A 14,519-nucleotide genomic window follows, 5' to 3' on the forward strand; every position below is an offset into this window, starting at 1 on the left:
ATTGAAACAATCTCTATGAATCATACACTTTATTATCAAAAATATCTTTACCAATTTTAGTCCATTGGTTTTTGATATGTGGGGACTCTGTTAATTCATTTTTTAAAGAAACTAATGCTCCAAATAAACTATTAGTAGGTAAGTCATCAAGTTTTGCTTTAGCAATCAATCCCCCTAGTTCAATTAAGCGACGAGTACGCACTTTTCTTTCTATAATTTTAAGTTTAGCTTCTTCAGTAATAATTTTGGCTTTCTGTTGTTGTAATTTTAATCTTTGTTTTATAAGATTATCCATATGAGTATAATATTTTAGATATTATTGTTTACATGTCATGAATGCACAATAAATTTAAGAAGTCCAACATATTATTTAAGTATCAATCAGGAGTTTCGCACTTAGCAAAAAATATGTTAATCTAGCAAGAAAGAGTTTTAGTTAAGCATGGCAAGATCAAAATGTAGCAAAGACTTATATAAATCATTTTTACAAGCAAGTAGCGTAAGATATAGTGGTAAAGCATTATCTGAAGTAAGTCCAATAAACCTATCTCATGATAGTGCAAGTCGATGGTTAAATAACCTCAGTTTGATGTAAGAGGAAGGTTGAGATTGGAAACTGGACTGATTTTTCAAGACAAATTTTTCACTAATTTTGTTTCCCATTTTACATAATTTTTAAGCTGCATTTTGTAAGTAATCAAGATACACGTTCATCGGTTTTTTATAACCAATACTTGAATGGAATCTTTGATTGTTATATTTATCCATGTATTTATCAATACCATCTTTAAGTTCTGCGATATTTTTAAAATCATTTATAAATATACAATTATATTTTAAAGTTCTAAAAAATCTTTCAATCACAATATTATCAATGCTTCTACCCTTACCGTTCATTGAGATTTGTATATTATTCTCTTTTAGAATTCCCGTATGCTCATGTCCAGTATATTGACTACCCTGATCACTATTGAATATTTGTGGTGCAGGGTATTTATTCAGTGCATCTTTTAATACATCGGTTACAAGTGATGCATCCATAGAATTAGATACTTTATAACTTAGTATTGCCTTACTATGCCAATCTATAATCGCCACAAGATACATAAATCCTCCGTTAGTTCTAATATAAGTAATGTCACCACTCCACACTTGATTAACATAAGGTACATGAATAGTTCTATTCGTTCCTGATTTGTGCCAGTACGGCTCAAGCAAATAGCTATAAATTTTATGTTGACCATCCTTCACAGAAGTAGATTGCTTTTTATGAGGATGAATAGCTTCTATACCCATTATTCCCATATATTTAAGCACCCTATCTCTGCCCACATTAAAGCCGTCTTCCAATAATTGTTTGTATATATAACGATAACCATACTCAGGGTTATCCGTATATATTTCATCTATTCTATTTAAAATATCAAGATTATATAAGCTCATTACTTTAGCTTTATAATATACTCCAGATCTGCTTATCTTTAATAGTTCACATTGCCTTGTCTTTGCTAACGTACTCAGCTTGGGGTCGACAAGACTTTTCTTATTTGATAAGTCCAAGCTGTTTAGCTTTCCCACCGCCCAGTCCCTCTCGACTGTAGCCTTACCTAATGCTTTTGCAAGTTCATCGTTTTGATTCTTAAGTTCACTAATCTGCCCTTTGTACTCACTAACAGCTTTTGCTGGCTCAAATGCCAATGACGCATTATCTAAAAATTGTCGTTTCCAGTTTTGCATAGTTTTAGCCGTTACTTCATATTTGACCGATAACTGACCTATTGTTGATTCTTCTTTTAACATCTCTAATACTATTTTAGTTTTTGCTTCTGCACTAAAATTTTTAATTTGTTTTTTACCCATTTGTTTCTCTTTAATTTTATTTATTATTCTATACTTATTGAGAAACAAAAATACCTGCTTCTTTGTCTAATTTTTTCAGTCCATTATAATTGTTTAATTTTCCAAAAGCGAAACTGGACTGATTTTTCAAGACGAGTCTGTCCTATAGTTTGTGTAAGTTGCAAAGAAAGCAGTAAGAGATTACTGTAAAAAAAGTAACTTAAGCAAGCAAGGAGGAATTATGGCTAAAAAATTAGATACAGATAAAGATACATTAGACATCAGTAATCAGCTAGTAGAAGAATTATTATCAAAAGCAGATCCATCGGAGTTATTTGGTCGAGATGGTTTATTTCAACAGCTAAAGAAGCAAATAGTTGAGAAAATATTAGCAAGTGAGTTGGATCATGAATTAGGATATTCAAAACATAGCAAGATGCCAAAAGTAGATAATAATCGTCGTAATGGTAGCTATGAGAAGACAGTAATTGATGGGGATGGTCGTAAGCTGACAGTAGAAGTACCAAGAGATCGGGAAGGAGAGTATAATCCTCAATTAATACCAAAAGGGCTGAGGAGATTTAATGGATTTGATGAGAAAGTGATATCCCTTTATGGTCGCGGTATGACAGTCAGCGAGATCCGAGGGCATTTAGAAGAAATATATCAAACTGATGTATCTGGTGACTTGATATCCACCATAACAGATGGGGTGATAGAAGAAGTAACTAGGTGGCAAAATCGTTGTTTAGATAGGGTGTATCCAATATTATACTTGGACTGTATCTATGTAAAATCTAGAGACAATCACATAGTAATAAATAAAGCAGTATATTTAGCACTTGCTGTAAATATAGAAGGGAAAAAGGAGTTACTTGGCATTTGGATAGGCAAAAATGAAGGTGCTAAATTTTGGATGCAAGTAGTTACTGAGTTAAAGAATCGAGGAATTGAACAAATTTATGTTGCTTGTGTGGATGGTTTAAAGGGCTTTCCAGAAGCTATAAGCAGTGTATTCCCGAGTACTATAGTACAATTATGTATTGTACATATGGTTCGCAATTCAGTAAAGTATGTGTCATATAAAGATTTAAAAGAGGTCACATCAGATCTAAAACAAATTTATACAGCTAATAATGACGAAATGGCACGTTTAAAACTTCAGCAATTTGGTGTAAAATGGGATAAAAAATATCCGGTAATTTCTGATATTTGGCAACGTAATTGGTCTGGGATAATACCGTTTTTTGCCTTTCCTGAAGAGATCAGAAAGGTAATTTATACTACTAACACTATAGAATCTGTAAATCGTCAAATTAGAAAAATTATCAAAAATAAGGGGGTGTTTCCAGATGATAAGTCAATTCAAAAAATAATATTTTTATCCCTACAAAATGCAGCCAAAAAATGGACCATGCCTATTAAAGATTGGTCTTTAGCTTTAAATCAATTTGAAATACTTTGTGGAGATTTTAAATATGATTTATTGGAAAATAAAAAATGAACTTACACAAATTAAATGATTGACTCTTCAAGACAAATTTTTCACTAATTTTGTTTCCCATTTTACATAATTTTTAAGCTGCATTTTGTAAGTAATCAAGATACACGTTCATCGGTTTTTTATAACCAATACTTGAATGGAATCTTTGATTGTTATATTTATCCATGTATTTATCAATACCATCTTTAAGTTCTGCGATATTTTTAAAATCATTTATAAATATACAATTATATTTTAAAGTTCTAAAAAATCTTTCAATCACAATATTATCAATGCTTCTACCCTTACCGTTCATTGAGATTTGTATATTATTCTCTTTTAGAATTCCCGTATGCTCATGTCCAGTATATTGACTACCCTGATCACTATTGAATATTTGTGGTGCAGGGTATTTATTCAGTGCATCTTTTAATACATCGGTTACAAGTGATGCATCCATAGAATTAGATACTTTATAACTTAGTATTGCCTTACTATGCCAATCTATAATCGCCACAAGATACATAAATCCTCCGTTAGTTCTAATATAAGTAATGTCACCACTCCACACTTGATTAACATAAGGTACATGAATAGTTCTATTCGTTCCTGATTTGTGCCAGTACGGCTCAAGCAAATAGCTATAAATTTTATGTTGACCATCCTTCACAGAAGTAGATTGCTTTTTATGAGGATGAATAGCTTCTATACCCATTATTCCCATATATTTAAGCACCCTATCTCTGCCCACATTAAAGCCGTCTTCCAATAATTGTTTGTATATATAACGATAACCATACTCAGGGTTATCCGTATATATTTCATCTATTCTATTTAAAATATCAAGATTATATAAGCTCATTACTTTAGCTTTATAATATACTCCAGATCTGCTTATCTTTAATAGTTCACATTGCCTTGTCTTTGCTAACGTACTCAGCTTGGGGTCGACAAGACTTTTCTTATTTGATAAGTCCAAGCTGTTTAGCTTTCCCACCGCCCAGTCCCTCTCGACTGTAGCCTTACCTAATGCTTTTGCAAGTTCATCGTTTTGATTCTTAAGTTCACTAATCTGCCCTTTGTACTCACTAACAGCTTTTGCTGGCTCAAATGCCAATGACGCATTATCTAAAAATTGTCGTTTCCAGTTTTGCATAGTTTTAGCCGTTACTTCATATTTGACCGATAACTGACCTATTGTTGATTCTTCTTTTAACATCTCTAATACTATTTTAGTTTTTGCTTCTGCACTAAAATTTTTAATTTGTTTTTTACCCATTTGTTTCTCTTTAATTTTATTTATTATTCTATACTTATTGAGAAACAAAAATACCTGCTTCTTTGTCTAATTTTTTCAGTCCATTATATATTTTATGCTTTCAAATTCTAATATTCAGTTTATAAAGCATCTGTATAAAGATTTTTATAGTCACCTTTTTGGTTAAAACCCCCAGCTTCAGCTGGGAAAGACTTCAGTCCTTGTTCTAATATTTCAATTCACTATAACTTGAATATATGATATTTTAATATACATAAGAGCTTGCTCTTATGTATATTAAAATATCATATATGACAGATTATAACAAGACTAGCCACACTGTATTTTACCATCGCTTTCATGTTGTTTGGATCACTAAATATCGCTACAAAAGTATTGCAGGGTAACTTATAAGAATTAGGATCAGAGAGACAGCACAGGCATTAGTAATATCTCTTTAGAGTAATAGCGACTTCCAGTCTAGATATCAACCCACCAGCTTCAGCTGGTTGTTATTGAGATAGAGATTATCGAAGCACCACGTGCTATCAATTGTAAAGCTAATGAAAGAAAAAATACAGAAGAAGTTTTGATTAGAAATTATGGATAAAATACAAGGTGGATCAATTGCAAATAAAACAGGGAATGAACTTGAGGTATTTATAAATAATCGTCTTGTTAGGGAAGGTTACGTTTTTGTTCCCAAGACTAGATTTATTGCTTCACAAGTATTAGCACAACCAATCTATACTAGACAATTTAATTTAGGAGAAACTATCTATAATACCGCTTGGCAATGCGATTTTATTCTATATCATCCTATAAAACATTCTAATTGTCTTGTTATTGAATCTAAGTGGCAACAATCAGGCGGTTCTGCAGATGAAAAATACCCTTATACAATATTAAATGTTAGAAAACAAAGTGTTTATAATGTTATTATCATTATAGGTGGAGATGGTTACAAAAGAGGTGCTTTACAATGGTTAAAAGATCAAGTTTATGGAAACTTAAAAGGTGTTTTTAGTATGTCTGAATTTACAACTTGGGCAAATAAACAAAATATTTAGGTTGTATATGTATATAGCTTCCTTAAAGAGTTAAGGTTAATTTGTTCTATTAACTATTTAAAAACTACAAATAAATTACAAAAATAAAGGATTAAGGATTATGTCGTATCAATATGTTTATGTTATGAATGGTCTAAGTAAGACCATCAACGGTAAACAAATTTTAAAGGAAACGTATTTGTCTTTCTTACCAGGGGCAAAAATCGGTATTATTGGTCCAAATGGTGCTGGTAAATCTACTCTTTTAAAAATTATGGCAGGTATTGACAAAGAATATGACGGTGAGGCGTTTGTAGCTAGTGGGGTTAGAGTTGGCTATTTAGCTCAGGAACCGCATCTTGATCCTACTCAAAATGTTTTTGATAATATTATGGAAAGTTTAAGTGATAAGAAAGCTTTAATCGATGAATTTAATGAAATAAGCTATAAATTTGCTGAGGAAATGTCAGATGATGCAATGAACGAACTTCTAGCAAAACAGGCTGATCTACAGGAGAAAATAGATAGTTGTGATGCTTGGAGTTTAGAGAGGGAAATAGAGATTGCTATGTTTGCATTAAGGTGTCCAAATAAAGATGCCGATGTTACAAAAATCTCAGGTGGGGAAAAAAGACGAGTTGGGTTATGTAAACTTTTACTAGAAAAGCCTGATATGTTATTACTCGATGAACCAACAAACCATTTAGATGCTGAATCGGTATCTTGGCTAGAAAATTATTTAAAAAATTATAAAGGTACTGTAGTAGTTATTACCCATGATCGATATTTTCTTGATAATGTAACGGATTGGATATTAGAGGTGGATCGTGGTAGATGTGTTCCATGGCATTCTAATTACACTGCTTGGCTCGAGCAAAAGCAAGCAAAATTAGAGCTTGAAGATAAAGAAGAAGATGATAGAAGTAAACAATTAAAAAGAGAACTTGAATGGATACGTCAATCACCAAAAGCTAGGCAATCAAAAAGTAAGGCTAGAATTACCGCTTATCAGGATTTGTTGACCAAACAAAAAGAACAAAGATCCGGCACTGCACAAATTATTATACCTAATGGTCCACGCCTAGGCGATTTAGTTATAGAGGCAGAGCATATAGCGAAGAGATACGGTGATAAGGTATTGTTATCAGACTTTAGCTTTAAGGTTGTTCCAGGGGCAATTGTTGGTATTATAGGTCCAAATGGAGCAGGCAAATCCACCTTATTTAATATTATCACTGGTAAAACTAAACCAGACCACGGCTCTATTAAATTAGGACAAACTGTTAAACTTGGTTATGTTGACCAGTCAAGAGACACTCTAGATGATAATAACACTGTGTGGAGTGAAATTTCCTCAGGTCTTGAAGAGTTACAACTCGGTTCTAGATCAATGAAAAGTCGAGCTTATTGTGCAGCCTTTAATTTTAGGGGTGGCGACCAGCAGAAGAAAGTAGGGCAACTTTCTGGTGGTGAACGCAATAGAGTGCATATAGCCAAATTACTAAAAGAGGGAGCTAACGTTATATTACTTGATGAACCATCTAATGATCTTGATGTTGACACATTACGAGCCTTAGAAGATGCTATTTTAGATTTTGCTGGATGTGTATTAATAATAAGCCATGATCGTTGGTTTTTAGACAGAATAGCAACACATATTATTGCTTTTGATAAAGATGGAAATGCTACGTGGTTTGAAGGAAATTACCAAGATTATCATGATTATATGATTAATTCAACAGGTGAAAATATTATTAATCCTAAATATCGTCATAAAAAGTTAGTATAAAATATGTCTCTAGGAGAAATATTAGTGGTTATGTTAGTAGCACTGATAGTAATGAAGCCAGAAGATATTCCAAATATTATAAAAAAAATCCAAGAATTTAAATTATACTGCTCGACTATCAAAAATCAAGCATTGGGCTATATTACGAAAGACTTAAAAATTGATAATGATATTCTAGAAAATAATGCTGAGCAGTTGAATTTTTATTTAGAAAGAATCATTAATATCCAAGGCTATTATGATGGTAATTATTCTCTAGATGAGCTTAAAGCAAAGTATGATGAGCTTATAAAAATAAAAAGTACAAAGTATGTACAAGATTGTAAGAAATAATGAATTTATTGTCCCACTTTGGGAGAAAAACCCCGCACTTGCAGTGCGTCGTTTCAACATAAATTTTAAATATCTTATCAAGAAAAGATAAGAATGAATCATACAGATATTTTTTAACAAAATCTTACACTTCACAGATATATTCTTTTTGTGTTGTGACACTTTCTAAATGAGCCATATACAAATAGTTTCTAACTTTTAAGTTAGTACATACATTAGGCATTCATGCCGTAATATTAAGCTCTGCACTTGCAGTGCAGAGTGGTTAACTGAATATATAAAAGATATATTAGCCCCTTTTGGTCAAATAACTACTCGTGCGATGTTTGGTGGTTATGGCATATATAAAGATAAAGTGATAATAGGGATTATTGCAGAAAGTGAGCTATATTTTAAAGCAGATAGCTTCACTGCTGAATATTTTAAATCTTTTGGCTCACAGCCATTTACCTATAATAGCAAAAATAAGCTAGTAACTATATCATATTGGAAAGTATTACCTGAGATTTTAGATCAACAGGAAGAACTTGGAAAATGGGTCTCTATGGCATTTAATGTATCTATTAATTCCAAGAAAATACCTCATGCTTTAAATCATTGAGGTAGAATTGTGAATTATGAAGGACACCAAAAATCTGATAATAGACCTATTTCGAAACTCGCTTATGCTGAGGGATTTGAAGGAGACGCGGAACGCAGAACCATAGCGTACTCAAATGTACGTGAGGATTCGAGTACCGCATCGACGTACAAATCACCAGCAGAAGTAGAGTTTCTAAAGTAACCGTCTAGTGAAGGTGGTCTATAAAAGCAAGAAGATATAAGTATTATTCTGTAGTAGAAACTACAAGGGAATAAGAGTAGGAGAGATATCACAGCTGAACAAAGGAAGCAAATAATTTCAGAGTCATATGTGTCTGGGTATGTTATATCACAAGTTGCTCAGTCTTATGGAATTTCAAAAGAGACATTATATGGATGGCGTAGTAGGGAAAGGAGGAAAAGAAGGGAAGAGGCAAAGGCAAATAATTCAGGCAACAAATTTATAGAATTATCAATACAGAAAACAACGGTACAAGAAACAAAATGCACAATATTAAAAAAAGCAGAATTAAAATTTAATGATTTTTCTTTATCAATTGAAGGTAGTGTTAGTAGTAGCAAGTTGTTGGAGATAGTCAAAATATTGGATAGATCATGCTAGATATAGGACATGATAGCAAAATCTATCTTTGTACCGGTTATACTGACATGCGTAAGGGCATTAATGGTTTATCAATACTGACCCAATCAATATTACTTGATCAATATGATAAGAGTATCTTATTTGTATTTAGGGGTAAAAAGGCTGATCGGATAAAAATATTGTGGTGGGATGGTCAAGGTTTTTGTTTATATTATAAATGTCTTGATGGCGGAAAATTTGTATGGCCTAAGGTTAATGAGAAACAATCTATTGGAATTACTAAAGCCCAGTTAGCAATGTTGATAGAAGCTATTGACTGGCGTAATCCGAAGTGGTTTAATAGACCTCAATATGCTGGATGAAGATTTAGCGTGATAGTGTGTATTATTTATAACAGTTATGATTTTAAATTTAAATAACTTACCTACTGACATAGCAGTGTTGCATAGAATGCTTGCGGCATTAAACAATAATATACAGTCACTAACTATAGAAAACCAGTCATTAACCAGTGAGAATCAATCATTAAAAGAACAGCTGGCATTACTAAAAGCCAAGCGTTATGGCAAATCATCAGAGAAACTAGATAAGCAAATAGAGGAACTTGAGCTTAAAATAGAAGAAAACGAGCTAATTTTAGGATTTAAAACTGAGCCAAATAATGCTAATTCCGATAAGAGTATAGTCACTTCAAATGATAGTAAATAGAAGCCAAAGCGTCAGAAATTACCGGATCATTTACCAAGAGAAGATGTGGTATTAAAGCCTATTGACCAGTGTCACGCATGTGGTGGAGTAGAGTTTCGTAAGATAAGTGATGATATTGCAGAAACATTAGAATATGTTCCTGCATCATTTAAGGTAATACGACATATAAGACCACGCTGTGCTTGTATTAATTGTGAGCAGATAGTACAGGCTTATCCTCCATCAAAAGCCATTGATAAAGGTAAGCCGGGGGCTGGTTTACTGGCACATATATTAATTCAGAAATATTGCAATCATCTGCCGCTATATCGGTCAATCGCAAATTTACGAGAGAGAAGGAGTAGAGATTTCGAGGACAACAATGGCAAGCTGGGCTGGTCAATGTGCTAGATTGCTAGAGCCAATAGCCAAAGCAATTCAACAATGTATCTTTTCGAGTAAGCAGATACATGGTGATGATACACCTGTGAGGGTTCTAGCTCCTGGGATTGGTAAAACCAAGACTGGTAGAATATGGACTTATGTATCAGATGGTAGACCTCATGGGGATAAGTCTCCAGTTGCAGTTTGCTATTTTTATAGCCCTGATCGGAAAGGGACAAGACCGCTTGAGCATCTCAAAGATTTTACAGGAGTGCTGCATGCTGACGCTTATGCTGGTTATAACCAATTATATATCGATGATGAAAAATCAGCTACTAAGATAGAGGAAGCAGCATGTTGGGCTCATGTACGCCGTAAGTTTTACGAAGTAACAATAGCAAATGATAAAGCCAATATTGCTATCGCCATATTGGAGCAGATTGGTGAAATTTATGGCATCGAAGCTAACATAAGAGGATTAGAACCTGATAAGAGGCTAGAGGAACGCACGAAAAAATCTAAAGTACTGGTGGAAAAATTGTTTACAGGTTTTAGGAAAGCATATGATCAACTGCCTAAAAAAAGCAGTACGGCAAAAGCTATTTCTTATGCTTTGAACAATCAGAACGCACTGATGAAATTTTTGGATAATGGTAAAATAGAAATTGACAATAACGCTGCAGAGCGTGCAATGAGATCAATTGCCATAGGGCGAAAAAATTGGCTTTTTGCTGGATCAGACAATGGTGGTCATACTGCTGCTATTATCTAGTCCGTCCGCCAAAACTCAAAAAAATACTACTTGTGGCACTAATTTCCAAAAATTGTATGATTTTAGACTAAATTATTATGATTTCGAGAGCTAATTTCAAGTTTTTGTATCAAAAACACCCTATTTCCCAAAACATACTCAATTTGCTCGTTACCATTTTTTTGTATTTCCATAAGCTTTTGATATAAAACCCTTCATTTTCTTATGGATTTTACTATTACTTTTTGCCTTAAAACCCCTTTGTCTATAAGGCTTGTAGAGTTTTGGCGGAGCGACTATCTATTCCATTATCGAAACTGCTAAATTAAATAATGTCAATCCTTGGAAATATTTGCAAAAAGTACTTGCAACAATTCAGGATTATAAAGCCAATAAAATTGTAGGCCTCCTCCCTTGGAATATTATACTAGACTCAATAACAACCAGCTGAAGCTGGTGGGTTGATATCTAGACTGGAAGTCGCTATTACTCTAAAGAGATATTACTAATGCCTGTGCTGTCTCTCTGATCCTAATTCTTATAAGTTACCCTGCAATACTTTTGTAGCGATATTTAGTGATCCAAACAACATGAAAGCGATGGTAAAATACAGTGTGGCTAGTCTTGTTATAATCTGTCATATATGATATTTTAATATACATAAGAGCTTGCTCTTATGTATATTAAAATATCATATATTCAAGTTATAGTGAATTGAAATATTAGAACAAGGACTGAAGTCTTTCCCAGCTGAAGCTGGGGGTTTTAACCAAAAAGGTGACTATAAATAATAATTCTAGACCGCCTTTACTAGACGGTTACTTTCTAAAGCTAAAAACATGATTTTAAAAGATTAAAATCATGTTTTTAGCAAAATATTAATTTAACAATCAGATGCAGAGCCGTCTCAAATCTGATTGTTTCGATAATTTTACCGAATTTGGGATAAGAATTGACAAATTCTTATCCCAAATTCGCGTAATCTGTATTAAGAATCTTTTTGATAATCCACAAGATCAAAGACAATCTTATGATTTTTTTGTTAATAGCAAAGTTAACAATGATTATTTAATAGAGTCGCATTTTAGGCAAACTACTGATAGAATTAACAACAATAATGATAATTTATTGCTAGTGATACAAGACAGTACTTATCTTAACTTTACTAACCACAAAGCCAAGATTGACATTGGTATAGTCAATTCAGGAGAATTTGGTGACGTCGTCGCTCGCCTATTATCTATAGGCTTCGCTCCTCATCTTCGAGATAAATATGAGCAAAAATTATGCTATAGAAGTGGATTATCATGCGGCGGGTGGAAAAACTAAACCTAATTTCCATCAACTTTTTATCTACTCTTAATCAGAAATTTAGGTTTATAGAAAATATCGTGAGATAATATCATTACTTACATATTCTCCGCTAGAGTTATTTTTAATCCATTCTTCATCTAAAAAATTCATAACTACTAAATCATTAGAAAATTTGTACTTTTGATTATATACTAATTCTTTCACTATTGATTTTTGTATTTTAGGATGTAACATATATTGTTGTGGCTTGTGATTAACCTCTTGAACTAAATTAAATACTGCTTGCACGATTCCACCAAGTAATGTATACCTGCAGCAAAACTGCATAACTTTATCTAATGTTTTTGCTAGTATGAATTTTTTATACATTTGGGTTTCATACTATGCAAATACCATCAATTACTATTGAGCAAGTAGCTCAGCAATTTAAAGCCTGGCGTCAAACTAAAACTAATAAGTTTGATCCTATACCAAACCATCTAAAGGAATTAGTTTACCAATTACTCCATCATTATTCTTACCAAGAGATAGCTAAACATCTTAATATTAATAAAGCAACAATCAGTTCAATTAAAAAAGCCCATGAGCCTACCCTCAAAACTTCTCCTGTCTCAACTTCAAATCAAGCTCTACAACAAAATATTAATTTTCTCCCATTTCAACTATTAAATTCTATAGATACCGATCCTGTAGCTGCCCCCAAACAAAATCACTATACTTGTCACATTATTAAACCAAATGGTACCAAACTTATTATCCAAACACTAGAACCAAAAACCATAATTCAGACATTTTTATGCTGCAACTAACCCCGGCGTCAGTTATTTTTGTTGCCACTATTGCCATCGATTTTCGCAAGGGTATCGATGGCTTAATCGCTGTTTGTAGACAAAAACTTTCTTCTGACCCTCTTAATGGTTCCTTGTTTTTATTCTATAATAAAAACAGAACTGCCATTAAAATTTTGTCCTTTGACGGTCAAGGCTTTTGGCTATGCTCTAAACGCCTATCCAAAGGTAAATTTACCGCAAAACTTTTCCCATCTGATAATTCATCTTATCAAATTTGTTATAGAACCTTACACATTCTTATTCATAATGGTGATCCTAGTTCTGCCAAATTCTCTAATGATTGGCTTCCTGTCGTTTAAGCTGCTGTCTCGATTAATTCCGTATTATTCATATATCTTGCATAGGCAAAAGGCGTATAATTCGCAGGACGCTTCTTTGCTTTGCTACTCTGCTCTTGTAGCCAATTTAAATATTTAAAGGCATTGATCTCGTTCTCACTACAAGTCTTTACTATACTATACAGACCACTATGTATCTCAGCACTATTGATTGTTTTAAAGAATAATGAATTCTTCCTTTGTAAAATAATGGTACGCAGTGATCTCTCAGCCCAATTATTATCAAGATTGCTAACTGGGATTTTTAAAAATTGGGTCAAACCTTCTTTATTATTTATCCAATATTTCATAGCTTGTCCAAGCCTACTATTAGGCTCAACTTTCTTGTCGTTAAATAATTCGTCTATTTTGTTATATATGTTTTCTATATATTTACTGCTATGTTCCTGATGATACCCAAGTTTTTCTTCAGGACTCATCTCTTTACATTGATGTTCATTGTGGTAAATCCCTCGTGTTTGTTTGAGAAAATATCCGCATTCTTCAGGGTAATATAGTTCATTCTCTGTAAATTTTCTCTGACCATGTGACAAACAATTGATCATCACTATTATTGCCAGTAATTCTTGATCTGCTTCTGATAATACCGGGTTATTATTGTTACTTGCGTCAGTCATTAATTGGATAGAATCTGTTCTATTCTTACGATTCTTTAGTACGTTACCTATATTTTCTCCACCATGCCTATTACCGGTAAAATATAAAACTATCACCTCATTATTTGCAGTCTTAGCACATATTGTAGTAGTATAACAGCTGCGTCCTTTCTTATTTTGAGTACGTAATTTCTTATTGGCTATAGTAATTTCTAAAATCCTAGCTCTAGTATCATCAAGGTTCAGTGAACTACATTCGGCAGCCATTTCCAATAATACCCCGTAAATTTCAGCTCCACCACCTTCTTGCCAAACATCTAAATATTGTTGCCAGAGCGAGCTATATGCCACAGGAACACCACTTAAACTTTGCAGCCTAGATAAACGGTAGAAAGGAGTACCATAGGTCTTTTGTAACACTATTGCACTTCTGCTACTATTTGTCCATTTGTTGATATTTTTATTGTTCATAACTATATAATCACAAGCATTACAACGTAGCGTTTTCTTTACATATCTGTTGACTGTAATTGGAGCATTACCTGTAAATTGTAGCAATTTTCTAGCTTCACTATTATATAGTTTGCCATTACAACAGTGAGGACAGCTATCACCACTACAAAAATTCTCAGGAGTTAAATAGCTGGTATTCGCATCCTTA

General features: G+C 33.0%; 20 protein-coding genes. 14 read left to right on the top strand and 6 right to left on the bottom strand.

Annotated features, from left to right (window positions below; all coding sequences use genetic code 11):
- Positions 1-13: 13 nt before the first annotated feature.
- Positions 14-295, bottom strand: coding sequence for a conjugal transfer protein TraD (locus AAHN00_RS06945; RefSeq protein ID WP_342272503.1), 282 nt, complete (start codon positions 293-295; stop codon positions 14-16).
- Positions 296-442: 147 nt separating this feature from the next.
- On the opposite strand from AAHN00_RS06945, the gene AAHN00_RS06950 reads away from it, so the two are divergent.
- Positions 443-595: a hypothetical protein gene (locus AAHN00_RS06950; protein WP_342272504.1), complete on the top strand. Its 153-nt coding sequence runs from the start codon at positions 443-445 to the stop codon at positions 593-595.
- Positions 596-675: 80 nt separating this feature from the next.
- Here the strand turns inward: AAHN00_RS06950 and AAHN00_RS06955 are convergent, their stop codons facing one another.
- Positions 676-1,860: an IS3 family transposase gene (locus AAHN00_RS06955; protein ID WP_342270912.1), complete on the bottom strand. Its 1,185-nt coding sequence runs from the start codon at positions 1,858-1,860 to the stop codon at positions 676-678.
- 220 nt (positions 1,861-2,080) lie between these two features.
- Here AAHN00_RS06955 and AAHN00_RS06960 point away from each other — a divergent pair, with 220 nt between their 5' ends.
- Positions 2,081-3,343, top strand: a complete 1,263-nt coding sequence (locus tag AAHN00_RS06960; protein WP_342270914.1) for an IS256 family transposase — start codon at positions 2,081-2,083, stop codon at positions 3,341-3,343.
- A 73-nt stretch (positions 3,344-3,416) separates the two neighbouring features.
- Here AAHN00_RS06960 and AAHN00_RS06965 read toward each other — a convergent pair whose 3' ends face one another.
- Entirely contained in the window at positions 3,417-4,601 is a 1,185-nt protein-coding gene (locus tag AAHN00_RS06965; protein WP_342270912.1) for an IS3 family transposase, read from the bottom strand.
- Between the two features lie 581 nt (positions 4,602-5,182).
- Between AAHN00_RS06965 and AAHN00_RS06970 the strand changes: the two genes are divergently transcribed.
- From AAHN00_RS06970 to AAHN00_RS15050, 3 genes are all read left to right on the top strand, one after another.
- A complete protein-coding gene (locus AAHN00_RS06970) occupies positions 5,183-5,650 on the top strand; it encodes a PD-(D/E)XK nuclease superfamily protein (protein ID WP_342272505.1) in 468 nt (155 codons plus the stop codon).
- A gap of 100 nt (positions 5,651-5,750) precedes the next feature.
- Positions 5,751-7,418, top strand: a complete 1,668-nt coding sequence (ettA, locus tag AAHN00_RS06975) for an energy-dependent translational throttle protein EttA (protein ID WP_342272506.1) — start codon at positions 5,751-5,753, stop codon at positions 7,416-7,418.
- Between the two features lie 51 nt (positions 7,419-7,469).
- The gene (locus tag AAHN00_RS15050) at positions 7,470-7,751 is read left to right on the top strand and encodes a DUF2672 domain-containing protein (protein ID WP_410521438.1); all 282 of its coding nucleotides are present in this window, start codon (positions 7,470-7,472) and stop codon (positions 7,749-7,751) included.
- Here the strand turns inward: AAHN00_RS15050 and AAHN00_RS06980 are convergent.
- Positions 7,674-7,913 (bottom strand): hypothetical protein, encoded by a 240-nt coding sequence (locus AAHN00_RS06980; protein ID WP_342272507.1) that lies wholly within the window; start codon positions 7,911-7,913, stop codon positions 7,674-7,676. The genes AAHN00_RS15050 and AAHN00_RS06980 overlap by 78 nt on opposite strands.
- Positions 7,914-8,037: 124 nt before the next feature.
- Here AAHN00_RS06980 and AAHN00_RS06985 point away from each other — a divergent pair, with 124 nt between their 5' ends.
- From AAHN00_RS06985 to AAHN00_RS15060, 7 genes are all read left to right on the top strand, one after another.
- Positions 8,038-8,352, top strand: coding sequence for a TfoX/Sxy family protein (locus AAHN00_RS06985; protein WP_342272609.1), 315 nt, complete (start codon positions 8,038-8,040; stop codon positions 8,350-8,352).
- A gap of 270 nt (positions 8,353-8,622) precedes the next feature.
- On the top strand, positions 8,623-8,955 hold the full coding sequence (locus tag AAHN00_RS06995; protein WP_342272610.1) for a transposase: 333 nt from the start codon (positions 8,623-8,625) through the stop codon (positions 8,953-8,955).
- Positions 8,949-9,299, top strand: coding sequence for an IS66 family insertion sequence element accessory protein TnpB (gene tnpB, locus AAHN00_RS07000; protein ID WP_342272509.1), 351 nt, complete (start codon positions 8,949-8,951; stop codon positions 9,297-9,299). The genes AAHN00_RS06995 and tnpB (AAHN00_RS07000) overlap by 7 nt, the downstream gene beginning before the upstream one ends.
- Before the next feature lie 37 nt (positions 9,300-9,336).
- Positions 9,337-9,645, top strand: coding sequence for a hypothetical protein (locus AAHN00_RS07005; RefSeq protein ID WP_342272510.1), 309 nt, complete (start codon positions 9,337-9,339; stop codon positions 9,643-9,645).
- A gap of 45 nt (positions 9,646-9,690) precedes the next feature.
- Positions 9,691-10,035: an IS66 family transposase zinc-finger binding domain-containing protein gene (locus AAHN00_RS15055; RefSeq protein ID WP_410521423.1), complete on the top strand. Its 345-nt coding sequence runs from the start codon at positions 9,691-9,693 to the stop codon at positions 10,033-10,035.
- The gene (gene tnpC, locus AAHN00_RS07010; protein ID WP_342272611.1) at positions 9,968-10,780 is read left to right on the top strand and encodes an IS66 family transposase; all 813 of its coding nucleotides are present in this window, start codon (positions 9,968-9,970) and stop codon (positions 10,778-10,780) included. Before AAHN00_RS15055 ends, tnpC begins: the two co-directional genes overlap by 68 nt.
- A gap of 289 nt (positions 10,781-11,069) precedes the next feature.
- Complete coding sequence (locus tag AAHN00_RS15060; RefSeq protein ID WP_410521439.1) at positions 11,070-11,210, top strand: transposase domain-containing protein; 141 nt, start codon at positions 11,070-11,072, stop codon at positions 11,208-11,210.
- 926 nt (positions 11,211-12,136) lie between these two features.
- Here AAHN00_RS15060 and AAHN00_RS07015 read toward each other — a convergent pair.
- A complete protein-coding gene (locus tag AAHN00_RS07015) occupies positions 12,137-12,442 on the bottom strand; it encodes a hypothetical protein (RefSeq protein WP_342272511.1) in 306 nt (101 codons plus the stop codon).
- A 14-nt stretch (positions 12,443-12,456) separates the two neighbouring features.
- On the opposite strand from AAHN00_RS07015, the gene AAHN00_RS07020 reads away from it, so the two are divergent.
- The gene (locus AAHN00_RS07020; RefSeq protein WP_342271013.1) at positions 12,457-12,882 is read left to right on the top strand and encodes a hypothetical protein; all 426 of its coding nucleotides are present in this window, start codon (positions 12,457-12,459) and stop codon (positions 12,880-12,882) included.
- Positions 12,870-13,223: an IS66 family insertion sequence element accessory protein TnpB gene (gene tnpB / locus AAHN00_RS07025; RefSeq protein WP_341752109.1), complete on the top strand. Its 354-nt coding sequence runs from the start codon at positions 12,870-12,872 to the stop codon at positions 13,221-13,223. Before AAHN00_RS07020 ends, tnpB (AAHN00_RS07025) begins: the two co-directional genes overlap by 13 nt.
- Here the strand turns inward: tnpB (AAHN00_RS07025) and AAHN00_RS07030 are convergent.
- A complete protein-coding gene (locus tag AAHN00_RS07030) occupies positions 13,220-14,416 on the bottom strand; it encodes an IS66 family transposase (RefSeq protein ID WP_342270935.1) in 1,197 nt (398 codons plus the stop codon). The genes tnpB (AAHN00_RS07025) and AAHN00_RS07030 overlap by 4 nt on opposite strands.
- Between the last annotated feature and the right edge of the window lie 103 nt (positions 14,417-14,519).

This window comes from Candidatus Tisiphia endosymbiont of Parasteatoda lunata, from assembly GCF_964030955.1.
Lineage (GTDB): Bacteria > Pseudomonadota > Alphaproteobacteria > Rickettsiales > Rickettsiaceae > Tisiphia.

Bases quoted from the DNA above. Each gene is read 5' to 3' on its own strand.
- AAHN00_RS06945 (WP_342272503.1), bottom strand. From the start codon at position 295: ATGGATAATCTTATAAAACAAAGATTAAAATTACAACAACAGAAAGCC.
- AAHN00_RS06950 (WP_342272504.1), top strand. From the start codon at position 443: ATGGCAAGATCAAAATGTAGCAAAGACTTATATAAATCATTTTTACAA.
- AAHN00_RS06955 (WP_342270912.1), bottom strand. From the start codon at position 1,860: ATGGGTAAAAAACAAATTAAAAATTTTAGTGCAGAAGCAAAAACTAAA.
- AAHN00_RS06960 (WP_342270914.1), top strand. From the start codon at position 2,081: ATGGCTAAAAAATTAGATACAGATAAAGATACATTAGACATCAGTAAT.
- AAHN00_RS06965 (WP_342270912.1), bottom strand. From the start codon at position 4,601: ATGGGTAAAAAACAAATTAAAAATTTTAGTGCAGAAGCAAAAACTAAA.
- AAHN00_RS06970 (WP_342272505.1), top strand. From the start codon at position 5,183: ATGGATAAAATACAAGGTGGATCAATTGCAAATAAAACAGGGAATGAA.
- ettA (WP_342272506.1), top strand. From the start codon at position 5,751: ATGTCGTATCAATATGTTTATGTTATGAATGGTCTAAGTAAGACCATC.
- AAHN00_RS15050 (WP_410521438.1), top strand. From the start codon at position 7,470: ATGAAGCCAGAAGATATTCCAAATATTATAAAAAAAATCCAAGAATTT.
- tnpB (WP_342272509.1), top strand. From the start codon at position 8,949: ATGCTAGATATAGGACATGATAGCAAAATCTATCTTTGTACCGGTTAT.
- AAHN00_RS07005 (WP_342272510.1), top strand. From the start codon at position 9,337: ATGATTTTAAATTTAAATAACTTACCTACTGACATAGCAGTGTTGCAT.
- AAHN00_RS07015 (WP_342272511.1), bottom strand. From the start codon at position 12,442: ATGTATAAAAAATTCATACTAGCAAAAACATTAGATAAAGTTATGCAG.
- AAHN00_RS07020 (WP_342271013.1), top strand. From the start codon at position 12,457: ATGCAAATACCATCAATTACTATTGAGCAAGTAGCTCAGCAATTTAAA.
- tnpB (WP_341752109.1), top strand. From the start codon at position 12,870: ATGCTGCAACTAACCCCGGCGTCAGTTATTTTTGTTGCCACTATTGCC.